Below are 17,415 nucleotides of genomic sequence, written 5' to 3' on the forward strand. Positions count from 1 at the left end.
GACGCCCGGTGAGTTCCCCAGATCCACAGGTTCGCGCAGCGCGAAACCACGAGAGCACCCCCGCCGTGCGCGGGCCTGTCGTCGCGGTCACCGGAGCCGCGCGCGGGGTCGGCGCGCTGCTCACCGAGCGGCTCGCCGAGTCCGCCGAGGTCCGGCAGGTCATCGCCATCGACGAACGGCGCGGGGAGTGCGCGGCGGCGCAGTGGCACATCCTCGACGTGCGGGATCCGGCGATCGCGGAGCGGCTGCGCGGCGCCGACGTCGTGGTGCACCTGGCGCTCGACCTCGACCTGGAGACCGATTCCGCCGCCCGGACGGCGTACAACGTCCGGGGGACGCAGACCGTGCTGACCGCCGCGGCCGCGGCCGGGGTGCACCGCGTGGTGCTGTGCACCTCCGCGATGGTCTACGGGGCGCTGCCGGACAACGAGCTGCCGCTGTCGGAGGACGCGGAGCTGCGGGCGACCGCCGAGGCGACCGGGGTCGGGGACCTGCTGGAGATCGAGCGGCTGGCGCGGCGCGCGCCGCGGGCGCACCCCGGGCTGAACGTCTCCGTGGTCCGGCCCGCGGTCCTTGTCGGCGGCACGGACACCGCGCTGACCAGGTACTTCGAGTCGCCGCGACTGCTGGTGGTGGCCGGATCGCGGCCCGCGTGGCAGTTCTGCCACGTGGAGGACCTGTGCAGCGCCCTGGAGTACGCCGTGCTGGAGAAGGCCGACGGCGAGCTGGCCGTCGGGTGCGAGGGGTGGCTGGAGCAGGAGGAGGTCGAGGAGCTCAGCGGGATCCGCCGGATGGAACTGCCGTCGGCGGTCGCGCTGGGGGCGGCGGCCCGGTTGCACCGGATCGGGCTCACGCCGTCTCCGGCGGGGGACCTGGCGTACACGATGTACCCGTGGGTGGTGAGCGGCAGCCGGCTGCACGACGCCGGGTGGCGGCCGCGCTGGACCAACGAGGAGGTCCTCGCCGCGCTGCTGGAGGAGGTGTCCGGGCGGCACACGGTCGCCGGACGGCGCCTGGGCCGCAAGGACGCGACGGCGGCGGGGGCCGCCGGGGCGACGGTGGCTCTGCTGGGCGCGGCGGCGGTGGTGCGGCGGGCCCGGAAGGCGCGCCGGCGCTGAGAGACGTACGGGGCTTCGGACCCGCACGCGCGCGTGCGGGCTGATCGCGCTGTTCCCCGTCCCGTCACGTGTGGGGCACGATGGACGCATGGCAGCCACCAACGATCATCCCGGCGAGTACGCCGCCGAGGACCCCGTCAAGCTGATCGGCGTGCGGGAGACCCCTCTCTCCCTGGACGAGGTGTTCAAGGCGCTCGGGGACGATGCCGCCGGTGGGACCGCGCTGTTCGTGGGCACCGTGCGGAACCACGACGGGGGCGCCGATGTCGACGCGCTCGGGTATTCCTGCCATCCCGGCGCGGAGGCGGAGCTGCGCAGGGTCGCCGAGAAGGTCGCCGCCGGGTACCCGGTCCGGGCGCTGGCGGCCGTGCACCGCGTGGGAGACCTGAGGGTGGGGGACCTCGCGGTCGTCGTCGGGGTGTCGTGTCCGCACCGGGGCGAGGCCTTCGAGGCCTGCCGGACGCTGATCGACGACCTCAAGCACGAGGTGCCGATCTGGAAGCACCAGCGGTTCTCGGACGGCACCGAGGAATGGGTCGGCGCCTAGGGCCGTCCGCCGTGTCGATCACGACCCCCGTTACCGCAATTCCGGTTGCGTAACCGGACCCCTGGCGTGAGCGTTGTCAGTGCGGATGGTTAATCTGCTGATCAGTCAGTTGCGGTCGCTCACGTGGGGTTGGGAGGTCGGCATGGCGGCGCTCGCCTGGTTGCTGATTCCGTTTATGGCTGCGATAGGCGCCGGACTGTGGGGGAGCTGGGCGAACCGGACCCGCAAGGCGCGCAGCGACGGTCCCGAACTCGACGGTTACGCCCGTTTCCGCGAGGCCATGGAGAGGTCCCACTCCAGTACGTGAGGGTCCCGCCCTGACGGTGCGCTGACAGAGCCGTCCCGTACTGTCGAGTCATGCCACGCCGCACCGCGACGATGCTCGCCTCCACCCTGATGTTCATCGCGCTCGTGTGCGCGGGAGTCCTCTTCCCCGCGCCCTACTCGGAGATGTCACCGGGGCCGACGGTCAACACCCTGGGCAACCACGGCGGCGAGCCGGTGCTGCAGATCTCCGGCCGGAAGACCTACCCGACGGACGGCCACCTCAACATGACCACCGTCCGGGTCACCAGCGCCGACTACCGCATGAACCTCGTCGAGGCCGTCTACGGCTGGCTGGCACACGACAGCAAGATCGTCCCGCACGACACGCTCTACCCCGACGGCAAGACGGAGGAGCAGTCGACCCAGGAGAACGCCGAGGAGTTCACCCAGTCCCAGGAGAGCGCCAAGGTCGCCGCCCTGAAGGAGCTCCACATCCCGGTGCAGTCCTGGGTGATCGTCGCCACGGTCGTCAAGGGCACCCCGGCGCAGGGCAGGCTGCACGCGGGCGACGTCATCAAGGCCGTCGACGGCACGGCGGTCAAGCAGCCCTCCGACGTCGCCAAGCTGGTCACCAAGCACGAACCGGGGCAGGACGTGGTCTTCACGATCGTGCCGGCCAAGGAGCAGGCCGCCGCCGCGAAGCAGCACAAGGCGGCGACCGTCACCAAGGACGTCACCATCACCACCGCGCAGTCCGCCGACACGGGGGCCAAGCGGGCCATCGTGGGGATCTCCGCCGGGACCGATCACACGTTCCCGTTCGAGATCAACATCAAGCTCGCGGACGTCGGTGGCCCGAGCGCTGGGCTGATGTTCGCGCTCGGCATCTACGACAAGCTCACGCCGGGCAGCCTGACCGGCGGGAAGTTCGTGGCCGGCACCGGGACGATAGACGACGGCGGCACGGTCGGCCCGATCGGCGGGATCGAGATGAAGACCGTCGGCGCGCGCAGCAAGGGCGCCCGGTTCTTCCTCACCCCCGCGGAGAACTGCGCGGCCGCCGCCAAGGACACCCCCTCGGGGCTCACGCTCGTCAAGGTGCACACGATCGGCGACGCGCTCACCGCCCTGAAGGACATCCGCGGCGGCAGGACCGCCGACCTGCCGAAGTGCACGGCCAAGGGCTGACGGGCAGCGCCCCGGCCGTGTGCCTGACGGATACCGAAGGGCGGCGGGCGGACCTGGGGCCTCTCGTTCGGATCAGGCCGGGCTGATCCAAACGAAGGACCTTGGAAGGCCCTAGTCCTCGAAGGTCGCGGCCAGGGCCTCGGCCAGCCCCGGCACCAGGTCGGCGCCCGTGAGGACCTCCGTGGCGGAGTCCTTCTCGCGCAGGCGCAGGGCCGACTCCCGGGCGCCGTCACGCAGGACCGCGACCGTCATGCGGACCTCCTGGCGCTCGGGGTGGCCGGCCACCCACTTCGCCAGCCTCGCCCCGTCCAGTCCCTGCGGGACCTGCGCCTCGGCGGACGGGGGCAGCATCAGGCGCTCCACGGTCAGCGCGCAGCCGGCCACCGCTCCCGGCCAGGCGATGGTGGCGAGGAACTCGTCGAGGGGCCGGTCGGCCGGGACCTCGTCCTGCTCGATCGGGGTGAGACCGGAGGTCTCCTGCTCGTCCTCCAGGCCGAGCTGGGCCGCGAGCGCGGGCTCCTGGGACCGCAGCCGCGCGGTGTCTACGAGGGCGAAGAGGCGAGCGGGCTGGTCCCAGCCGAGGCCGGAGGCGTACTCGTCGATCTCGAGTACCGCCCGGGTGAGCGGGTTCGCTGCCATGGGAGTGTTGGACATGGTCACAATCCTGCCTCGTTCCTGGGCGGAAGCGGGAACCGAGTAAACGGTGAGTAAGTTGCATAGGTGTGGGCCCACGATTCCGGGGGCCCACCGTACGGTCCGCGGACTCGGGGGCCTGACGCAACGAAACAACCAACAGCGACTTTCGAGGTGCACACCTTGGCTTTCCAGATGCCGGACCGCGGCGGAGGCCCGACAGGGCCGCGGATGAGAGTGGGCCGCCCGTCCCGGCGTGCCAGGACCCTGCTCATGACACTGGGCGTCCTCGCCGTCCTCGGCATGGTCTTTGCCATGTTCGCGGGCTTCTGGACGGACTGGCTGTGGTACCGGTCGGTGCACTACTCGTCCGTGTTCACCACCACCCTGTGGACCAAGATCGGACTGTTCTTCGTCTTCGGCTTGCTGATGGCGGCCGCGGTCGGGCTGAACATCTGGCTGGCACACCGGCTGCGGCCGCCGCTGAGCGCCATGTCGATGGAGCAGCAGAGCCTGGACCGCTACCGGATGGGCATCGCGCCGTACAAGAAGTGGCTGCTGTGCGGCATCACGGCGCTGGTCGGGCTGATCGCCGGTGCCTCCGCCGCGAGCGAGTGGCGGACCTGGCTGATGTGGGTCAACGGCGTGCCGTTCGGCAAGCAGGACTCGCAGTTCCACCTGGACGTCTCCTTCTACGCCTTCGACCTGCCCTGGTACCGCTTCCTGTTGGGCTTCGGCTTCGCGGCGACGATCCTGTCCCTGATCGCCGCGGTGCTCACCCACTACCTGTACGGCGGTCTGCGCGTCACCAGCCCCGGCGCGCGTGCCACGGGCGCGGCGACCGGGCACCTGTCGGTGCTCTTGGGCGTCTTCGTGACGCTGAAGGCGGTGGCCTACTGGCTCGACCGGTACGGACTGGCGGTGAAGTCGAGCGACTTCAAGGCGACCGGCAACTGGACGGGCCTGAGGTACGTCGACGCCAACGCCTATCTGCCGGCCAAGACGATCCTGTTCTGCATCGCCGTCATCTGCGCGCTGCTGTTCTTCGCCACCCTGTGGCGGCGCACCTGGCAGCTGCCGGTCATCGGGTTCGGCCTGATGGTGCTGTCGGCCATCCTCATCGGCGGCCTGTACCCGGCGATCGTGCAGAAGTTCCAGGTCGAGCCCAACGAGCAGGCCAAGGAAGCCCCGTACGTCCAGAAGAACCTCCAGGCGACCCGTGAGGCGTACGGCATCGACGACTCCAAGGTCACCGACTACGCGGGCACGAGCAGCACCCAGGACAAGAAGCAGCTGCGGGACGGCGCCGCCGACGCGGCCAGTTACCGGCTGATGGACCCGAACATCGTCTCGCCGACGTTCGAGCAGCTCCAGCAGGTCCGCAACTACTACGGCTTCCCGTCCAACCTGGCCGTCGACCGGTACAAGACCAAGGACGGAAAGGTCCAGGACACGGTCATCGGCCTGCGCGAGCTGAACCTCGCCGGGATCCCGAAGAACAACTGGATCAACGACCACTTCCGCTACACCCACGGTTACGGCGTGGTCGCGGCCAAGGGCACCGAGGCCGACTCCGAGGGCCGTCCGGTGTTCACCGAGTACAACCTGCCGTCCACGGGTGACCTCCCGCGCTACGAGCAGCGGATCTACTACGGCGAGAAGACCAGCACCTACTCCATCGTCGGCGGTCCCCAGAAGGAGATCGACTACTCCGACGACAGCGGTGAGAAGACCACCAGTTACAAGGGGAACAGCGGCGTCAGCCTCTCCAACCCGCTGAACCGGGCCGCGTACGCGGTGGCGTTCAGCGAGCCGCAGATCCTGTACTCCGGCGCGATCGGCGACGGTTCACGCATCCTGTACAACCGCACGCCCAAGCAGCGCGTCGAGGCGGTCGCCCCGTGGCTGACGATCGACGGGGTCTCGTACCCGGCGGTGGTCGACGGGCGCGTCCAGTGGATCGTGGACGCCTACACGACCACCAACGGCTACCCGTACTCCTCGCGCACCACCCTCGGTGACACGACGCTGGACTCGCTGACCGCCGCCAACAACCAGCGGGTGGTGGCCCAGCAGAACCAGGTCAACTACATCCGCAACTCGGTCAAGGCGACCGTCGACGCCTACACGGGCGAGGTCAAGCTCTACCAGTGGGACACCAAGGACCCGGTCCTGAAGACCTGGATGAAGGCGTTCCCGGGCACGGTCGAGCCGAAGAAGGACATCTCCCCGGAGCTGATGGCCCACATCCGGTACCCGCAGGACCTGTTCAAGGTGCAGCGCGAGCTGCTCACGCGCTACCACGTCACGGACGCGCAGACCTTCCTCAGCGGCAGCGAGGTGTGGCAGATCCCCAACGACCCGACCAACAAGTCGGGCGACGCGGTGCCGCCGTACTACCTGAGCCTCAAGATGCCCGGTGAGTCGTCCCAGACGTTCTCGCTGACGACGACGATGACGCCGAACGGCCGTGACAACCTGAGCGCGTTCATGACGGTCAACGCCGACGCGAACACGAGTGGGTACGGCAAGATCAGCATCCTGAAGCTGCCCACGGGCAAGACGATCGACGGTCCGAAACGGGTGCAGAGCCAGTTCAACTCCGAACCCGCCATCGCCGAGTCCATCCGGCTGCTGAAGGGCGGCGACTCGGAGGTCGAGTACGGCAACCTGCTGACGGTGCCGCTCGACGGGGGACTGCTCTACGTCGAGCCGGTCTACCTGCGCGGCGGCGGCCTCAAGTACCCGCTGCTGCGCAAGGTCCTCGTGACCTACGGCGGTAACACGGCGTTCGAGGACACGCTCGACAAGGCGCTCGACAAGATCTTCGGCGTGGAGGGCTCGACCCCTGAGCCACCCGGCTCCGACACCGGTGGCGGTGGCACCGGCAGCGGCGGGACGACCACCCCGCCGCCGTCGAACAACCCGACGGTCAAGGAGGCGTTGAAGGACGCGCAGAAGGCCTTCGACGACGGTCAGACCGCCCTGAAGAACGGTGACTGGCAGGCGTACGGCCAGGCGCAGAAGGACCTTCAGGACGCGCTGAAGCGGGCCGAGGACGCGCAGGCGCAGGCGGCGAAGGCCGGCGCCGGCGGCAAGAACGGCGACGGCAAGGGCGGCGCGAGCCCGGGTGCGAGCGCCGGTCCGTCACCGGACAGCAGTCCGAGCGGTAGCCCGAGCGGGGGCTGATCGCTCCCCGCCGAGTCCAAGGGCCCGGATCCGCACCGCGGATCCGGGCCCTTCGCCGTGTGCGAACGCATGTGCCGACGTATCCAGCCGCCGTGCCGCCGTCGGGAGTTGGGAGATCTGTGTTTGACTTGTCTCTCTGTGGGCATGTCGACAAAACGCTGAAGTGACCTCACTGGCTGGGGTATTACTGATGTACCCGGGTTGCAGGTGGTGCGACGATGGACGTTATGGGGGACAAGGCAACTCTGTTCGGGACGGGGCGATTTGTGCAGGCTTCCGGTTCTGAGGGGACCGGAGGCGGGGCCCGGGGCGAGTCCGTGGCGGCGGTCGCCGACGAGACCGCCGAGCTGGCGCGCCGCCGCCTCGCCGCCGAGGCGGGCGACGTGGAGGCCATGAGCGTCCTCGGGGCCATGCTGCTGCGCCGCGGCGATCTCGACGGAGCCGAACCCCATCTGCGTTCCGCCACCGCGGGCGGCGACCGCGCCGCGGCCAACAACCTGGGCGTCCTGCTCCACCAGCGCGGATACGCCGACGAGGCCGCCGGGTGGTGGCGTATCGCCGCCGTCGCCGGATCCGCGGCGGCCGCGCACGCGCTCGGACGGCACCACCGCGAGCGCGGCGACGAGCCCGCCGCCGAGTACTGGCTGCGCCAGTCCGCCGAGCAGGGGCACCTCCTGGGCGCCTACGCCCTCGCCGACCTGCTGGAGCACCGCGGCGACGCCGGAGCCGAGCGCTGGCTGCGGGTCGCCGCCGAGCGGGGGCACCGGGAGGCGGAGTACCGGCTGGCGCGGGCGCTGGACCGGCGGGCCGGGAGGCAGCCCGGCGGGGACGGTGCCGGGCTGATGGCGGAGGCCGAGCAGTGGTATCGCCAGGCCGCCGCGCGCGGGCACCGGCGGGCCGCCCTGCACCTCGGCGCCATCCTGGAGCGGCGTGGCGCCCTCAAGGAGGCGGGCCGCTGGTACCTGACCTCCGCCAAGGACGGCGAGGCCAGGGCCGCCTGCGCGCTCGGGTTCCTGCTGCGGGACGCCGGTGACGCCGAGAGCGCCGCCCTGTGGTGGCTCAGAGCCGCGCAGCACGGCGACGGCAACGCGGCGAACGCGCTGGGCGCGCTGCACGCCGAGCGCGGCGAGACGCAGACCGCCGAGCGGTGGTACCGGGCGGCGATGGACGCGGGTGACATCAACGGCGCCTACAACCTCGGGCTGCTCTGCGCCGAGCAGGGCCGTACCGCGCAGGCCGAGCAGTGGTACCGGCGTGCGGCCTACGCCGGGCACCGCGAGGCGTCGAACGCGCTGGCCGTCCTGCTGCTCCAGGGCGGGGACACCGGCGGGGCCGAGCCGTGGTTCTCCAAGGCGGCGGAGGCCGGGAGCGTCGACGCCGCGTTCAACCTGGGGATCCTCCACGCCGGGCGGGACCAGGACGCCCAGGCCCTGCGGTGGTACGAGCGGGCGGCGGCGGCCGGGCACACGGAGGCGGCGCTGCAGGTGGGGATCGCCCGGCTGCGGGCGGGCGACGAGCGGGAGGCCGAGCGGCATCTGCGGTGCGCGGCCGGCGGCGGGAGCGCGGAGGCGGCGTTCCGGCTGGCCACCGTGCTCGACGCCCGGCGGCCGCCGGCCCCCGCGCACGAGCTCGGTGAGTCGGTGATCCAGGAAAAGACCGAGTGCGAGGAGTGGTACGAGCGGGCGGCCGGGCAGGGGCACCGGCGGGCGCAGGTGCGGGTCGGGATGCTGGCCGCGGCGCGCGGGGACGTGGTCGAGGCGGCGCGGTGGTACCGGAAGGCGGCGGAGTCCGGGTCCCGCAACGGCGCGTTCAACCTGGGGCTGCTGCTCGCCCGGGAGGGCAGCGAGCCCGAGGCGGCCGCGTGGTGGGCGCGGGCGGCCGACGCCGGGCACGGGCGGGCGGCGCTGCGGCTCGCCCTGGTGCACGCCCGGCGCGGGGAGCTGGCCGAGGGGCAGGGGTGGGCCGACCGTGCCGTGACGCTGGGGCCGGCGGAGGTCGCCCAGCGGGCCGCGCGACTGCGTGACGCGCTGCGCGAGGAACTGTCCGCGTGACGCGGGTCCTGCCGTCGTGCTCCGTCGCCGCCGTAAACGATTTGCTTCTCGGCCCGGCGTTCACGTAGTGTTCCATTCATCGCCGCGGGGTGGAGCAGCTCGGTAGCTCGCTGGGCTCATAACCCAGAGGTCGCAGGTTCAAATCCTGTCCCCGCTACTGAAGGCCGAGGGCCGGAATCCGATCAGGATTCCGGCCCTCGGTGTTTCGGCTCGCGAACGGCGGCTCGTGAACGCCAGATCGTGAAAGACCCCCGGCGCCGTCAGGTGCCGGGGGTCTTTCCTGTGCGAGTGGGGCTGTGGGCCGGCGCTGTCAGGCCGCCGCCGAGCAGTTCGGGCACAGTCCGCGGTAGGTGACCTCCACGTCCGAGACCGTGAAGCCGAAGCGCTCCGAGTCGGGCAGGTCGGCCAGCGGGTTGCCGCTCGGGTGGACGTCCCGGATCGCGCCGCAGCCGGCGCAGACCAGGTGGTGGTGCGGCTCGTGCGCGTTGGGGTCGTACCGCTTGGCGCGCTTGTCCGTGGCGACTTCCAGGACCTCGCCGAGGGAGACCAGCTCGCCCAGCGTGTTGTAGACGGTCGCCCGGGAGATCTCGGGCAGCTTGGCGACAGCCCGGGCGTGGACCTCGTCGGCCGTCAGGTGGACGTGTTCGCCGTCGAGGACCTCGGCCACCACGCGCCGCTGCGCGGTCATCCGCCATCCGCGTCCGCGCAACCGTTCCAGAAGGTCACTCATACAGACCAGCCTAACAGCAAGGGGAAACAGTTCCCGAATCAGTGTGACTTTGGAGTCTTGCTGGAGTTAGACAAAGTCCATTGAGTGTGTTCAGGCCGTGGCCGCACCGGCGGCTGCCGCGTGCTGCCGTACCGGCGCCCAGCAGCGGATGATGTCGCGGACCGAGACGATGCCCGCCGGCTCGTCGTGGTCCAGGACGATGAGGTGCCGGAAGCCGCCGTGGGTCATGGCACGGGCCGCCTCCTCCAGCGTCCAGGACGGCGCGGCGAACACGACGTCGGTGGTGGTGTGCGCGTGCACGCGCTCCGTGTCCGGGTTCTGGCCCAGGCCGACGGAGACGAGGACGTCGCGCTCGGTGAGGATGCCGATGCCGCCCGCGTCGGGGTCGTGGACGACGGCGGCGCCCACGTGGCGCGCGGACATCAGGGCCGCCGCCTGGCGGAGGGTGTGTGCGGGACCGATGGTGAGGACCACCGTGCTCATGGCGTCGCGGACGAGCATGGGAGGGAGCCACCTCCTCGGGGAATCCGGCTGGTGCGTGCCGGGCGCGAAGGGCGCCCCGGGAGCACCGCACAAGTTCACAAGTAGGGGAACTCCCAGAGTCTCAGGCAAAGCGGGGGTCAACAAGGGGGCGTGCGCGGCCGACCGGGGGCGTGCGCACGCGTTCCGCGTCGCCCGTCAGCGCCGGTTGAGGTACCCCAGCATCTCGTCGTGCAGCAGTCCGTTGGACGCGGCGGCGTTGCCGCTGTGCGGGCCGGGGCGGCCGTCGAGGCCGGTGAAGGTGCCGCCGGCCTCCGTCACGATGATCGCGTTCGCGGCCATGTCCCACAGGGACAACTCCGGCTCGGCGCAGAAGTCGACCGAGCCCTCGGCGACCATCATGTACGGCCAGAAGTCGCCGTAGGCACGGGTGCGCCAGACCGCGCGGGTCAGATCGAGGAAGCCGTCCAGGCGGCCCTGCTCCTCCCAGCCGCTCAGCGAGGAGTACGCGAAGGAGGCGTCCGGGAGTTCCGAGACGCGGGACACCCGGAGCCTGCTCGCCTGCGCCAGGCTGCGGCCCGTGAAGGCGCCGTGGCCCTTGGCGGCCCACCAGCGGCGGCCCAGGGCGGGGGCGGAGACGAGACCCACGACGGGCCAGTAGCCCCCCTCGCCCGCCTCCATCAGGGAGATGAGCGTGGCCCAGACCGGGACGCCGCGCACGTAGTTCTTGGTGCCGTCGATCGGGTCGACGACCCAGCGGCGGGGGCCGGTGCCCTCGATGCCGTACTCCTCGCCGAGGACCGCGTCGCGGGGGCGGGCGCGTCGCAGCTGGCCGCGGATGAGTTCTTCCGCCGCCTTGTCCGCTTCGCTGACCGGGGTCATGTCCGGCTTGGTCTCGACCTTGAGGTCGAGGGCCTTGAAGCGGTCCATGGTCGCGGCGTCGGCGGCGTCCGCGAGAACGTGGGCCAGGCGCAGGTCGTCGAGGTAGTCCGGCATGCGAGCACCGTATCCGCCCGGGGCGGCACGGGGCCACGGGGGCGGCGTGGCCCGGTGTGCGGAGGGTGCCGCGCGGGCGGGGGCGGCCCGTGCGACCGAGGGGCTGTGGTGCCCGCGGTGACGGGGGTGTGGGACCTGCGATGACGGGGGTGTGGGACCTGCGGTGACGGGGCTGTGGGGCCCGCGGGGGCGCGCACATGCTGTCACGGACCCTTGACAGTGCGTTCGGGGGCGTCAAACCTGGGCGCAGAGCCGCTCGCCCCAGGGAGGCGATGATGCCTGCAGCGCGGGAATCCCTGCTGGACGCCGCCTACACGGCGCTGACCCGGCGGCCGTGGCCCGCGGTACGGATGGTCGACGTGGCCGCGGCGGCCGGGGTCTCCCGGCAGACGCTGTACAACGAGTTCGGCAGCAAGGAGGGGTGCGCGCGGGCCCTGGTCCGGCGGGAGGCGGACGGCTATCTCGCCGGGGTCGAACGGGCCCTCACCGCCCCCACCGACCCGCGCGAGCGGCTCACCGCGGCCGCCGAGTGGACCGTCGCCGCGGCCCGGGACAACGCGCTGGTGAAGGCGATGCTCACCGGCTGCTGGAGCGAACGGCTGCCCTCGCCGACGCTGTCGGCGGTGCCGTCCTCCAGCGCGGTTCCGGCGCAGCGCCGGGCCGACGGCCCGCTGCCGTCGCCCGGCGACTTCGTGGCGATCGTCCGCGACCGCGCCGTGAGCCTGCTCCCGGCCTCCGGCTCACCCAGGGCGGACACCGCCGAACTGGCCCGCGCCTGCGAGCTGGTGATCCGTCTCGCCCTGTCGTGCGTGGCGGCGCCGCCGGGCCGGGGCAGCGTCGCCGAACTGGTACGCGGGGCGCTTCCGCGCCAACTGGGCTGATCCGTCGGCCCGTCGGCCCGTCGGCCCGTCGCGTCGCCGCGTCAGTGCGCGGAACCGGACAGCTGGAGCCCGATCACCCCGATGATGACCAGGCTGATCGAGACGAGTTTCAGGGTGGAGACCAGGTCGCCGAGGAAGACCATGCCGTAGATCGCGGTGCCCGCCGCGCCGATGCCGGTCCACACCGCGTACGCGGGGCCCACGTCGAGCTTCCTCAGGGAGAGGGTGAGCAGACCGAAACTGCCCAGGGCGAAGCAGCAGAAGGCGATGGTCGGCCAGAGCCGGGTGAAGCCGTGCGACAGCTTCAGGCACACGGCGAAGCCGGTCTCGAGCAACCCGGCGACGATGACCAGCAGCCACGCCATGTGCTGTCCTCCCGTGGGTCCGCGTGCCGTGACCGCTTGGTCGTGCTTGGGGCAGGTCATGATCCGGCTCCGTGCGATTATGCACTTGCCGGACCGCACCGCACCCAAACAACGCGAAGGTCAGTCGCCTTCCCTGCGCTCCCGCGTGGCCAGCAGCCGGCGCAGCGAGTACAGCCGGGCCGGGTCCGCGTGCCCCTCGGCGACCCACGCGTCCAGCGCGCAGTCCGGCTCGTCGTGGCTGCACGCGCGCGGGCAGCCCTCGGTGCCCGCTTCCAGGTCGGGGAAGGCGTGGATGACCCGGGACGGGTCGATGTGCGCGAGCCCGAACGACCGTACGCCCGGGGTGTCGACGACCCAGCCGGCCGCGTCCGCCAGCGGCAGCGCGAGCGCGGAGGTGGTGGTGTGCCGGCCCCGGCCGGTCACCGCGTTCACATGTCCCGTCACCCGCCGCCGCTCCGCCGGCACCAGCGCGTTGACGAGGGTCGTCTTGCCCACGCCGGAGTGGCCGACGAACGCGGTGACCTTCCCGTCGAGGTGCTCGCGCACCCGGTCCGCGGCGGCACCGGCGTCCAGCTCCGCACGGCTGGTGACGACGTAGGGGATGTCCAGATCCCCGTACAGCTCCAGGAGCTTGTCCGGCGGGGCCAGGTCCGACTTGGTCATGACCAGCAGCGGGTCGAGGCCGCCGTCGTACGCCGCCACCAGGCAGCGGTCGATCAGCCGCGGGCGCGGCTCGGGGTCGGCGAGCGCGGTGACGATGGCCAGTTGGTCGGCGTTCGCCACGACCACGCGCTCGTAGGGGTCGTCGTCGTCCGCAGTGCGGCGCAGGAGCGAGGCGCGCTCCTCGATGCGGACGATGCGCGCGAGGGTGTCCTTCTTCCCGGACAGGTCACCGACCAGGGCCACCCGGTCGCCCACCACGGCGGCCTTGCGGCCCAGTTCGCGGGCCTTCATCGCGATGACCGGGCGGTCGTCGACGAGGCACGTCAGCCGTCCCCGGTCGACGGTGAGGACCATGCCCTCGGCGGCGTCCTCGTGCTTGGGTCGGATGTGCGTGCGCGGCCGGTTGCCCTTGCGGTTGGGGCGGCTGCGGATGTCGTCCTCGTCGGTGTGCTTGCCGTAGCGGCGCATGGTGTGGTCCCCGCGTCCCTACGCCCCGAGCATCCCGGCCCAGAGGTCGGGGAATTCCGGCAGTGTCTTCGCCGTCGTCGCCACGTTCTCGATCTGCACGCCCTCGACCGCCAGGCCGATGATCGCGCCGGCGGTCGCCATGCGGTGGTCCTCGTAGGTGTGGAAGACGCCGCCGTGCAGGCGGCGGGGGCGGATGTGCAGGCCGTCGGCCGTCTCGGTCACGTCACCGCCGAGCTCGTTGATCTCCTTGGTCAGCGCGGCCAGGCGGTCGGTCTCGTGCAGCCGCAGATGGGCCACGCCCCGCAGGGTGGAGGGCGAGTCCGCCAGCGCGGCGACGGCCGCGACGCCCGGGGTCAGCTCGCCGACCTCGCCGAGGTCCACGTCGATGCCGTGCACGGCACCCGAACCGGTGAACACCAGGCCGCAGTCGGTGAGTTCGCAGGAACCACCCATCTCGGTGAAGATCTGCCGCAGCCGGTCACCCGGCTGGGTCGTCCGGGCCGGCCAGTCGGGGACGACGACCTTGCCGCCGGTCACCAGCGCCGCCGCGAGGAAGGGCTGGGCGTTGGACAGGTCGGGCTCCACGGTCAGGTCCCGGCCGAGCAGGGCGCCCGGGGTGACCCGCCAGACGTTCGGCTCGCCGCCCGACTCGGGGGTGGCCACCTGGGCGCCGACCGCCCGCAGCATGTCCACCGTCATCCGGATGTGCGGCAGCGACGGCAGTGACGCGCCGGTGTGCCGGACCTCCACGCCCTGGTTGAAGCGCGGTCCCGACAGCAGCAGGGCGCTGACGAACTGGGACGAGGAGGAGGCGTCGATCTCCACCGGGCCGCCGTCCAGCGCGCCGCTGCCGTGCACGGTCATCGGCAGCGCGCCGCGGCCGTCGTCGTCGATCCGGGCGCCGAGGACGCGCAGCGCGTCGATGACGCCATTCAGCGGGCGCTCGTACGACCGCGGGTCGCCGTCGAAGCGGATGGGGCCGTCGGCCAGCGCGGCGACCGGCGGCAGGAAGCGCATCACCGTGCCGGCGTTGCCGACGTCGACCGTGGCCGGGCCGTGCAGCCCCGCCGGGATCACGCGCCAGGCCTCCCCGGTGCCGTCCGGCCCCACGCCCTCGTCGATACCGACGCCCATGGCCCGCAGGGCGCCGGCCATCAGCAGCGTGTCGCGGGAGCGCAGCGGGCGGCGCAGCCAGCCCGGCTCGGAGGCGAGGGCGGCGAGCACCAGGGCACGGTTGGTGACGGACTTCGACCCCGGCACGTGGACCGTCGCGTCGACGGCTCCGCTCGCGTGCGGGGCGGGCCAGAGGGCGGTGTGCGCGGGGTTCGGGGCCATGTTCCCCACCTTAATGGGCGGCCGTGGTTCGGGTACGGCCGCGTAGTCGCTGGTCGCGCCCCGCGACGCAGCCGCACACCGACACGGTCACGCGTCTTCTCGGCCCCCGTCGTCGCCCTCGGAGAAACCGCCTCACCCCGTCAGCAGCCACCGCCCGCCGCCGATCAGCGAGCACAGCGACACCGCGTGGAACAGGAACAGCCACAGCGCCGCCGGGACGTGCGTCAGGCGCGACAACTGGTCCGCGTCCGAGTCCCCGGCGCCCCCGCGCACCCGCTTGGCCTGGAGCTCGAAGGCCGGGCGCACCCCGCCGAGCAGCAGGAACCACACCACCGCGTACGCGAACGCGGCCTGCACCTGGGGGCCGGTCAGCCAGGACACCAGCAGGAACGTGCCGCCGGTGAGGAGCACGGTCAGCGCCCCGTAGGCGTTGCGGATCATCACCAGCATCGCCACCAGCAGTGCCGTGGCCACCCACAGCAGCAGAGTGATCCGGCCGGTGGCGAGCAGGGCCGCGCCGCCCAGGCCCAGCAGCGGGGGAGCGGTGTAGCCGGCGGCCGCGGTGAGGATCATGCCGACGCCGTGCGGCTTACCGCGGCTGACGGTCAGGCCGCTGGTGTCGGAGTGCAGGCGTATGCCGGTCAGCGTGCGTCCGGTGAGCAGCGCCACCAGCCCGTGCCCGCCCTCGTGCGCGATGGTGATCGCGTTGCGCGAGACGCGCCACAGGCCGTGCGGCACGACCACGGCGAGCGCGGCGGCCGCGGTGACGATCACCACCCACAGGTCGGGGTCGGGCTGGGTGCCGACGAGCCGGTCCCAGAGATCGGGCAGCGCGGTGGCGGCGAGGCTGTCCATGTGTCCGAGTGGCTCCCTGTGCGTGTGCGGGGTCTGGCAGTGTTGCACGTATGTGCGGACGGTATGCGGCGAGTCGCGGCCCCGAGGATCTCGCAGGAGTCTTCGAGATCCAGCGGTGGGACCCGGAGGAGACCCTGGAACCCGACTACAACGTGGCTCCGACCAAGGAGGTCCACGTGGTCCTGGACCGCCCCTTGAAGGACGCCGACGACCGCAGTCCGGTTCGCCAGTTGCGGAAGTTGAGGTGGGGGCTCGTGCCGTCCTGGTCGAAGTCCCCCGAGGGTGCCGCCCGGATGATCAACGCGCGCGCGGAGACCGTGCACGAGAAGCCGTCGTACCGGCGTGCCTTCGCCGCCCGGCGCTGTGTCGTGCCCGCCGACGGCTACTACGAGTGGGTCACCGGCACCCAGGAGCGGGAGCTGGAGGTCGAGGGCAGGCGCAAGCGGCCGCGCAAGCAGCCCTACTTCGTGACCCCGGCGGACGGCTCGGTCTTCGCGATGGCCGGGCTCTACGAGTTCTGGCGGGACCGGACCCTGCCCGACGACCACCCGCGGGCCTGGTGGGTGACCTGCTCGGTGATCACCACGGACGCGGAGCGGACCCCGCTGGCGGTCGCCCCGGCCGAGGGCCCCCGTTCGCTGGCCGACATCCACCCCCGGATGCCGCTGATGCTGACCCCGGACCGCTGGGACGCCTGGCTGGACCCGGCCCGCACCGACCCCGACGACCTGCGCGCGCTGCTCTCCCCGCCGCCTCCGGGCCTGATGCGCGCCTACCCGGTGTCCACGGCCGTCAGCAGCGTCCGCAACAACGGACCGGAGCTGCTCAAGGAGCTCGCGGCGCCGGAAGAGGGCACACTCTTCTGATGTGAGCGACCTGAGTGACGTGAGCGACGTGAGCGACCTGAGTGACGTGAGCGGTGTGGGCGAGACCGTCGGGACGGAGGCCGGCACGGCGCGGATCACCTGGCACCGGGCCCCCGGCGCACGCCTGGTGCTCGCCGTGAGCCACGGAGCCGGGGGCGGCGTCGAGGCCCGCGACCTCCAGGCCCTGGCCCGCGTGCTCCCCGGGCACGGGGTCACCGTCGCGCTGGTCGAGCAGCCCTGGCGGGTGGCCGGCAAGAAGGTGGCGCCCGCGCCGAGGACGCTGGACACCGGCTGGCGCGGGCTGTGGCCCGCCCTCACCGGGCCGGGGCTGCCGGTGGTCGCGGGCGGCCGGAGCGCCGGGGCGCGCGTCGCCTGCCGTACGGCGGCCGACCTCGGTGCGCACGCCGTGCTCGCCCTCAGCTTCCCGCTGCACCCGCCGGGCAGGCCCGAGAGGTCCCGCGCCGACGAACTGCTCGGCGCGGGGGTGCCCACGCTCGTCGTCCAGGGCGGCAACGACCCGTTCGGCAGGCCCGAGGAGTTCCCGAAGGGTCCCCACCGGCTCGTCGAGGTGCCGTACGGCGACCACGGCTTCGTCGTCCCGAAGCGGGCGCCGATCACGCAGGACCAGGCCCTGGAGATCATCACCGACGGCGTCGCCCAGTGGACCGCGTCACTCGGGTGACCCGTGGGAATGCCCGGCGGACCGCCGCTGTTGAGGCGGTCAGAAGTGCCGCTCACGGCGCCGACGTCACACGAGAGGGAGTCCGCCGCATGGGTTCGACT

Annotated in this window: 17 protein-coding genes and 1 tRNA gene; 10 read left to right on the forward strand and 8 right to left on the reverse strand. The window is 72.2% G+C overall.

What is annotated here, in order from left to right:
• Positions 1-8: 8 nt before the first annotated feature.
• The 4 genes from ACIHCX_RS13070 to ACIHCX_RS13085 all read left to right on the forward strand — a co-directional run bounded on the left by ACIHCX_RS13070 (position 9) and on the right by ACIHCX_RS13085 (position 3,120).
• On the forward strand, positions 9-1,118 hold the full coding sequence (locus tag ACIHCX_RS13070; RefSeq protein WP_400029016.1) for an SDR family oxidoreductase: 1,110 nt from the start codon (positions 9-11) through the stop codon (positions 1,116-1,118).
• Between the two features lie 88 nt (positions 1,119-1,206).
• Positions 1,207-1,665, forward strand: coding sequence for a molybdenum cofactor biosynthesis protein MoaE (locus ACIHCX_RS13075; protein WP_400029017.1), 459 nt, complete (start codon positions 1,207-1,209; stop codon positions 1,663-1,665).
• A gap of 175 nt (positions 1,666-1,840) precedes the next feature.
• Positions 1,841-1,972 (forward strand): hypothetical protein, encoded by a 132-nt coding sequence (locus tag ACIHCX_RS13080; RefSeq protein ID WP_400029243.1) that lies wholly within the window; start codon positions 1,841-1,843, stop codon positions 1,970-1,972.
• A 50-nt stretch (positions 1,973-2,022) separates the two neighbouring features.
• A complete protein-coding gene (locus ACIHCX_RS13085; protein WP_400029018.1) occupies positions 2,023-3,120 on the forward strand; it encodes a PDZ domain-containing protein in 1,098 nt (365 codons plus the stop codon).
• Between the two features lie 111 nt (positions 3,121-3,231).
• Here the strand turns inward: ACIHCX_RS13085 and ACIHCX_RS13090 are convergent, their stop codons facing one another.
• Entirely contained in the window at positions 3,232-3,774 is a 543-nt protein-coding gene (locus ACIHCX_RS13090) for a PPA1309 family protein (RefSeq protein ID WP_400029019.1), read from the reverse strand.
• Between the two features lie 174 nt (positions 3,775-3,948).
• Here ACIHCX_RS13090 and ACIHCX_RS13095 point away from each other — a divergent pair, with 174 nt between their 5' ends.
• The 3 genes from ACIHCX_RS13095 (at position 3,949) to ACIHCX_RS13105 (ending at position 9,150) form a co-directional block, all read left to right on the forward strand.
• Complete coding sequence (locus ACIHCX_RS13095) at positions 3,949-6,942, forward strand: UPF0182 family protein (RefSeq protein WP_400029229.1); 2,994 nt, start codon at positions 3,949-3,951, stop codon at positions 6,940-6,942.
• Between the two features lie 218 nt (positions 6,943-7,160).
• Positions 7,161-8,993: a sel1 repeat family protein gene (locus tag ACIHCX_RS13100; RefSeq protein ID WP_400029020.1), complete on the forward strand. Its 1,833-nt coding sequence runs from the start codon at positions 7,161-7,163 to the stop codon at positions 8,991-8,993.
• Positions 8,994-9,076: 83 nt separating this feature from the next.
• Positions 9,077-9,150, forward strand: a tRNA-Met gene (locus ACIHCX_RS13105).
• A gap of 153 nt (positions 9,151-9,303) precedes the next feature.
• On the opposite strand, the gene ACIHCX_RS13110 is transcribed toward ACIHCX_RS13105, so the two are convergent.
• The 3 genes from ACIHCX_RS13110 to hisN all read right to left on the reverse strand — a co-directional run bounded on the left by ACIHCX_RS13110 (position 9,304) and on the right by hisN (position 11,199).
• Positions 9,304-9,723, reverse strand: coding sequence for a Fur family transcriptional regulator (locus ACIHCX_RS13110; protein WP_400029021.1), 420 nt, complete (start codon positions 9,721-9,723; stop codon positions 9,304-9,306).
• 90 nt (positions 9,724-9,813) lie between these two features.
• On the reverse strand, positions 9,814-10,224 hold the full coding sequence (locus ACIHCX_RS13115) for a cyclic nucleotide-binding/CBS domain-containing protein (protein WP_400029022.1): 411 nt from the start codon (positions 10,222-10,224) through the stop codon (positions 9,814-9,816).
• 177 nt (positions 10,225-10,401) lie between these two features.
• Positions 10,402-11,199: a histidinol-phosphatase gene (gene hisN / locus ACIHCX_RS13120; protein ID WP_400029023.1), complete on the reverse strand. Its 798-nt coding sequence runs from the start codon at positions 11,197-11,199 to the stop codon at positions 10,402-10,404.
• A gap of 272 nt (positions 11,200-11,471) precedes the next feature.
• On the opposite strand from hisN, the gene ACIHCX_RS13125 reads away from it, so the two are divergent.
• The gene (locus ACIHCX_RS13125; RefSeq protein WP_400029024.1) at positions 11,472-12,080 is read left to right on the forward strand and encodes a TetR/AcrR family transcriptional regulator; all 609 of its coding nucleotides are present in this window, start codon (positions 11,472-11,474) and stop codon (positions 12,078-12,080) included.
• A 41-nt stretch (positions 12,081-12,121) separates the two neighbouring features.
• Here the strand turns inward: ACIHCX_RS13125 and ACIHCX_RS13130 are convergent, their stop codons facing one another.
• The 4 genes from ACIHCX_RS13130 to ACIHCX_RS13145 form a co-directional block, all read right to left on the reverse strand.
• Positions 12,122-12,445 carry a DMT family transporter gene (locus tag ACIHCX_RS13130; protein WP_400029230.1) on the reverse strand — a complete coding sequence of 108 codons (324 nt, stop codon included), beginning with the start codon at positions 12,443-12,445 and terminating at the stop codon, positions 12,122-12,124.
• Between the two features lie 120 nt (positions 12,446-12,565).
• Positions 12,566-13,576, reverse strand: coding sequence for a ribosome small subunit-dependent GTPase A (gene rsgA / locus ACIHCX_RS13135; protein WP_400029025.1), 1,011 nt, complete (start codon positions 13,574-13,576; stop codon positions 12,566-12,568).
• Positions 13,577-13,594: 18 nt separating this feature from the next.
• Positions 13,595-14,911 (reverse strand): 3-phosphoshikimate 1-carboxyvinyltransferase, encoded by a 1,317-nt coding sequence (gene aroA, locus ACIHCX_RS13140; RefSeq protein ID WP_400029026.1) that lies wholly within the window; start codon positions 14,909-14,911, stop codon positions 13,595-13,597.
• A gap of 132 nt (positions 14,912-15,043) precedes the next feature.
• Complete coding sequence (locus tag ACIHCX_RS13145) at positions 15,044-15,766, reverse strand: M50 family metallopeptidase (protein WP_400029027.1); 723 nt, start codon at positions 15,764-15,766, stop codon at positions 15,044-15,046.
• 50 nt (positions 15,767-15,816) lie between these two features.
• Here ACIHCX_RS13145 and ACIHCX_RS13150 point away from each other — a divergent pair, with 50 nt between their 5' ends.
• Both ACIHCX_RS13150 and ACIHCX_RS13155 read left to right on the forward strand, forming a co-directional pair.
• The gene (locus ACIHCX_RS13150; RefSeq protein WP_400029028.1) at positions 15,817-16,632 is read left to right on the forward strand and encodes an SOS response-associated peptidase; all 816 of its coding nucleotides are present in this window, start codon (positions 15,817-15,819) and stop codon (positions 16,630-16,632) included.
• Positions 16,633-16,642: 10 nt separating this feature from the next.
• Complete coding sequence (locus ACIHCX_RS13155; protein WP_400029231.1) at positions 16,643-17,314, forward strand: alpha/beta family hydrolase; 672 nt, start codon at positions 16,643-16,645, stop codon at positions 17,312-17,314.
• Positions 17,315-17,415: the final 101 nt, after the last annotated feature.

Origin of the sequence: Streptomyces sp. NPDC052043 (genome assembly GCF_044548235.1) — a bacterium.
Lineage (GTDB): Bacteria > Actinomycetota > Actinomycetes > Streptomycetales > Streptomycetaceae > Streptomyces.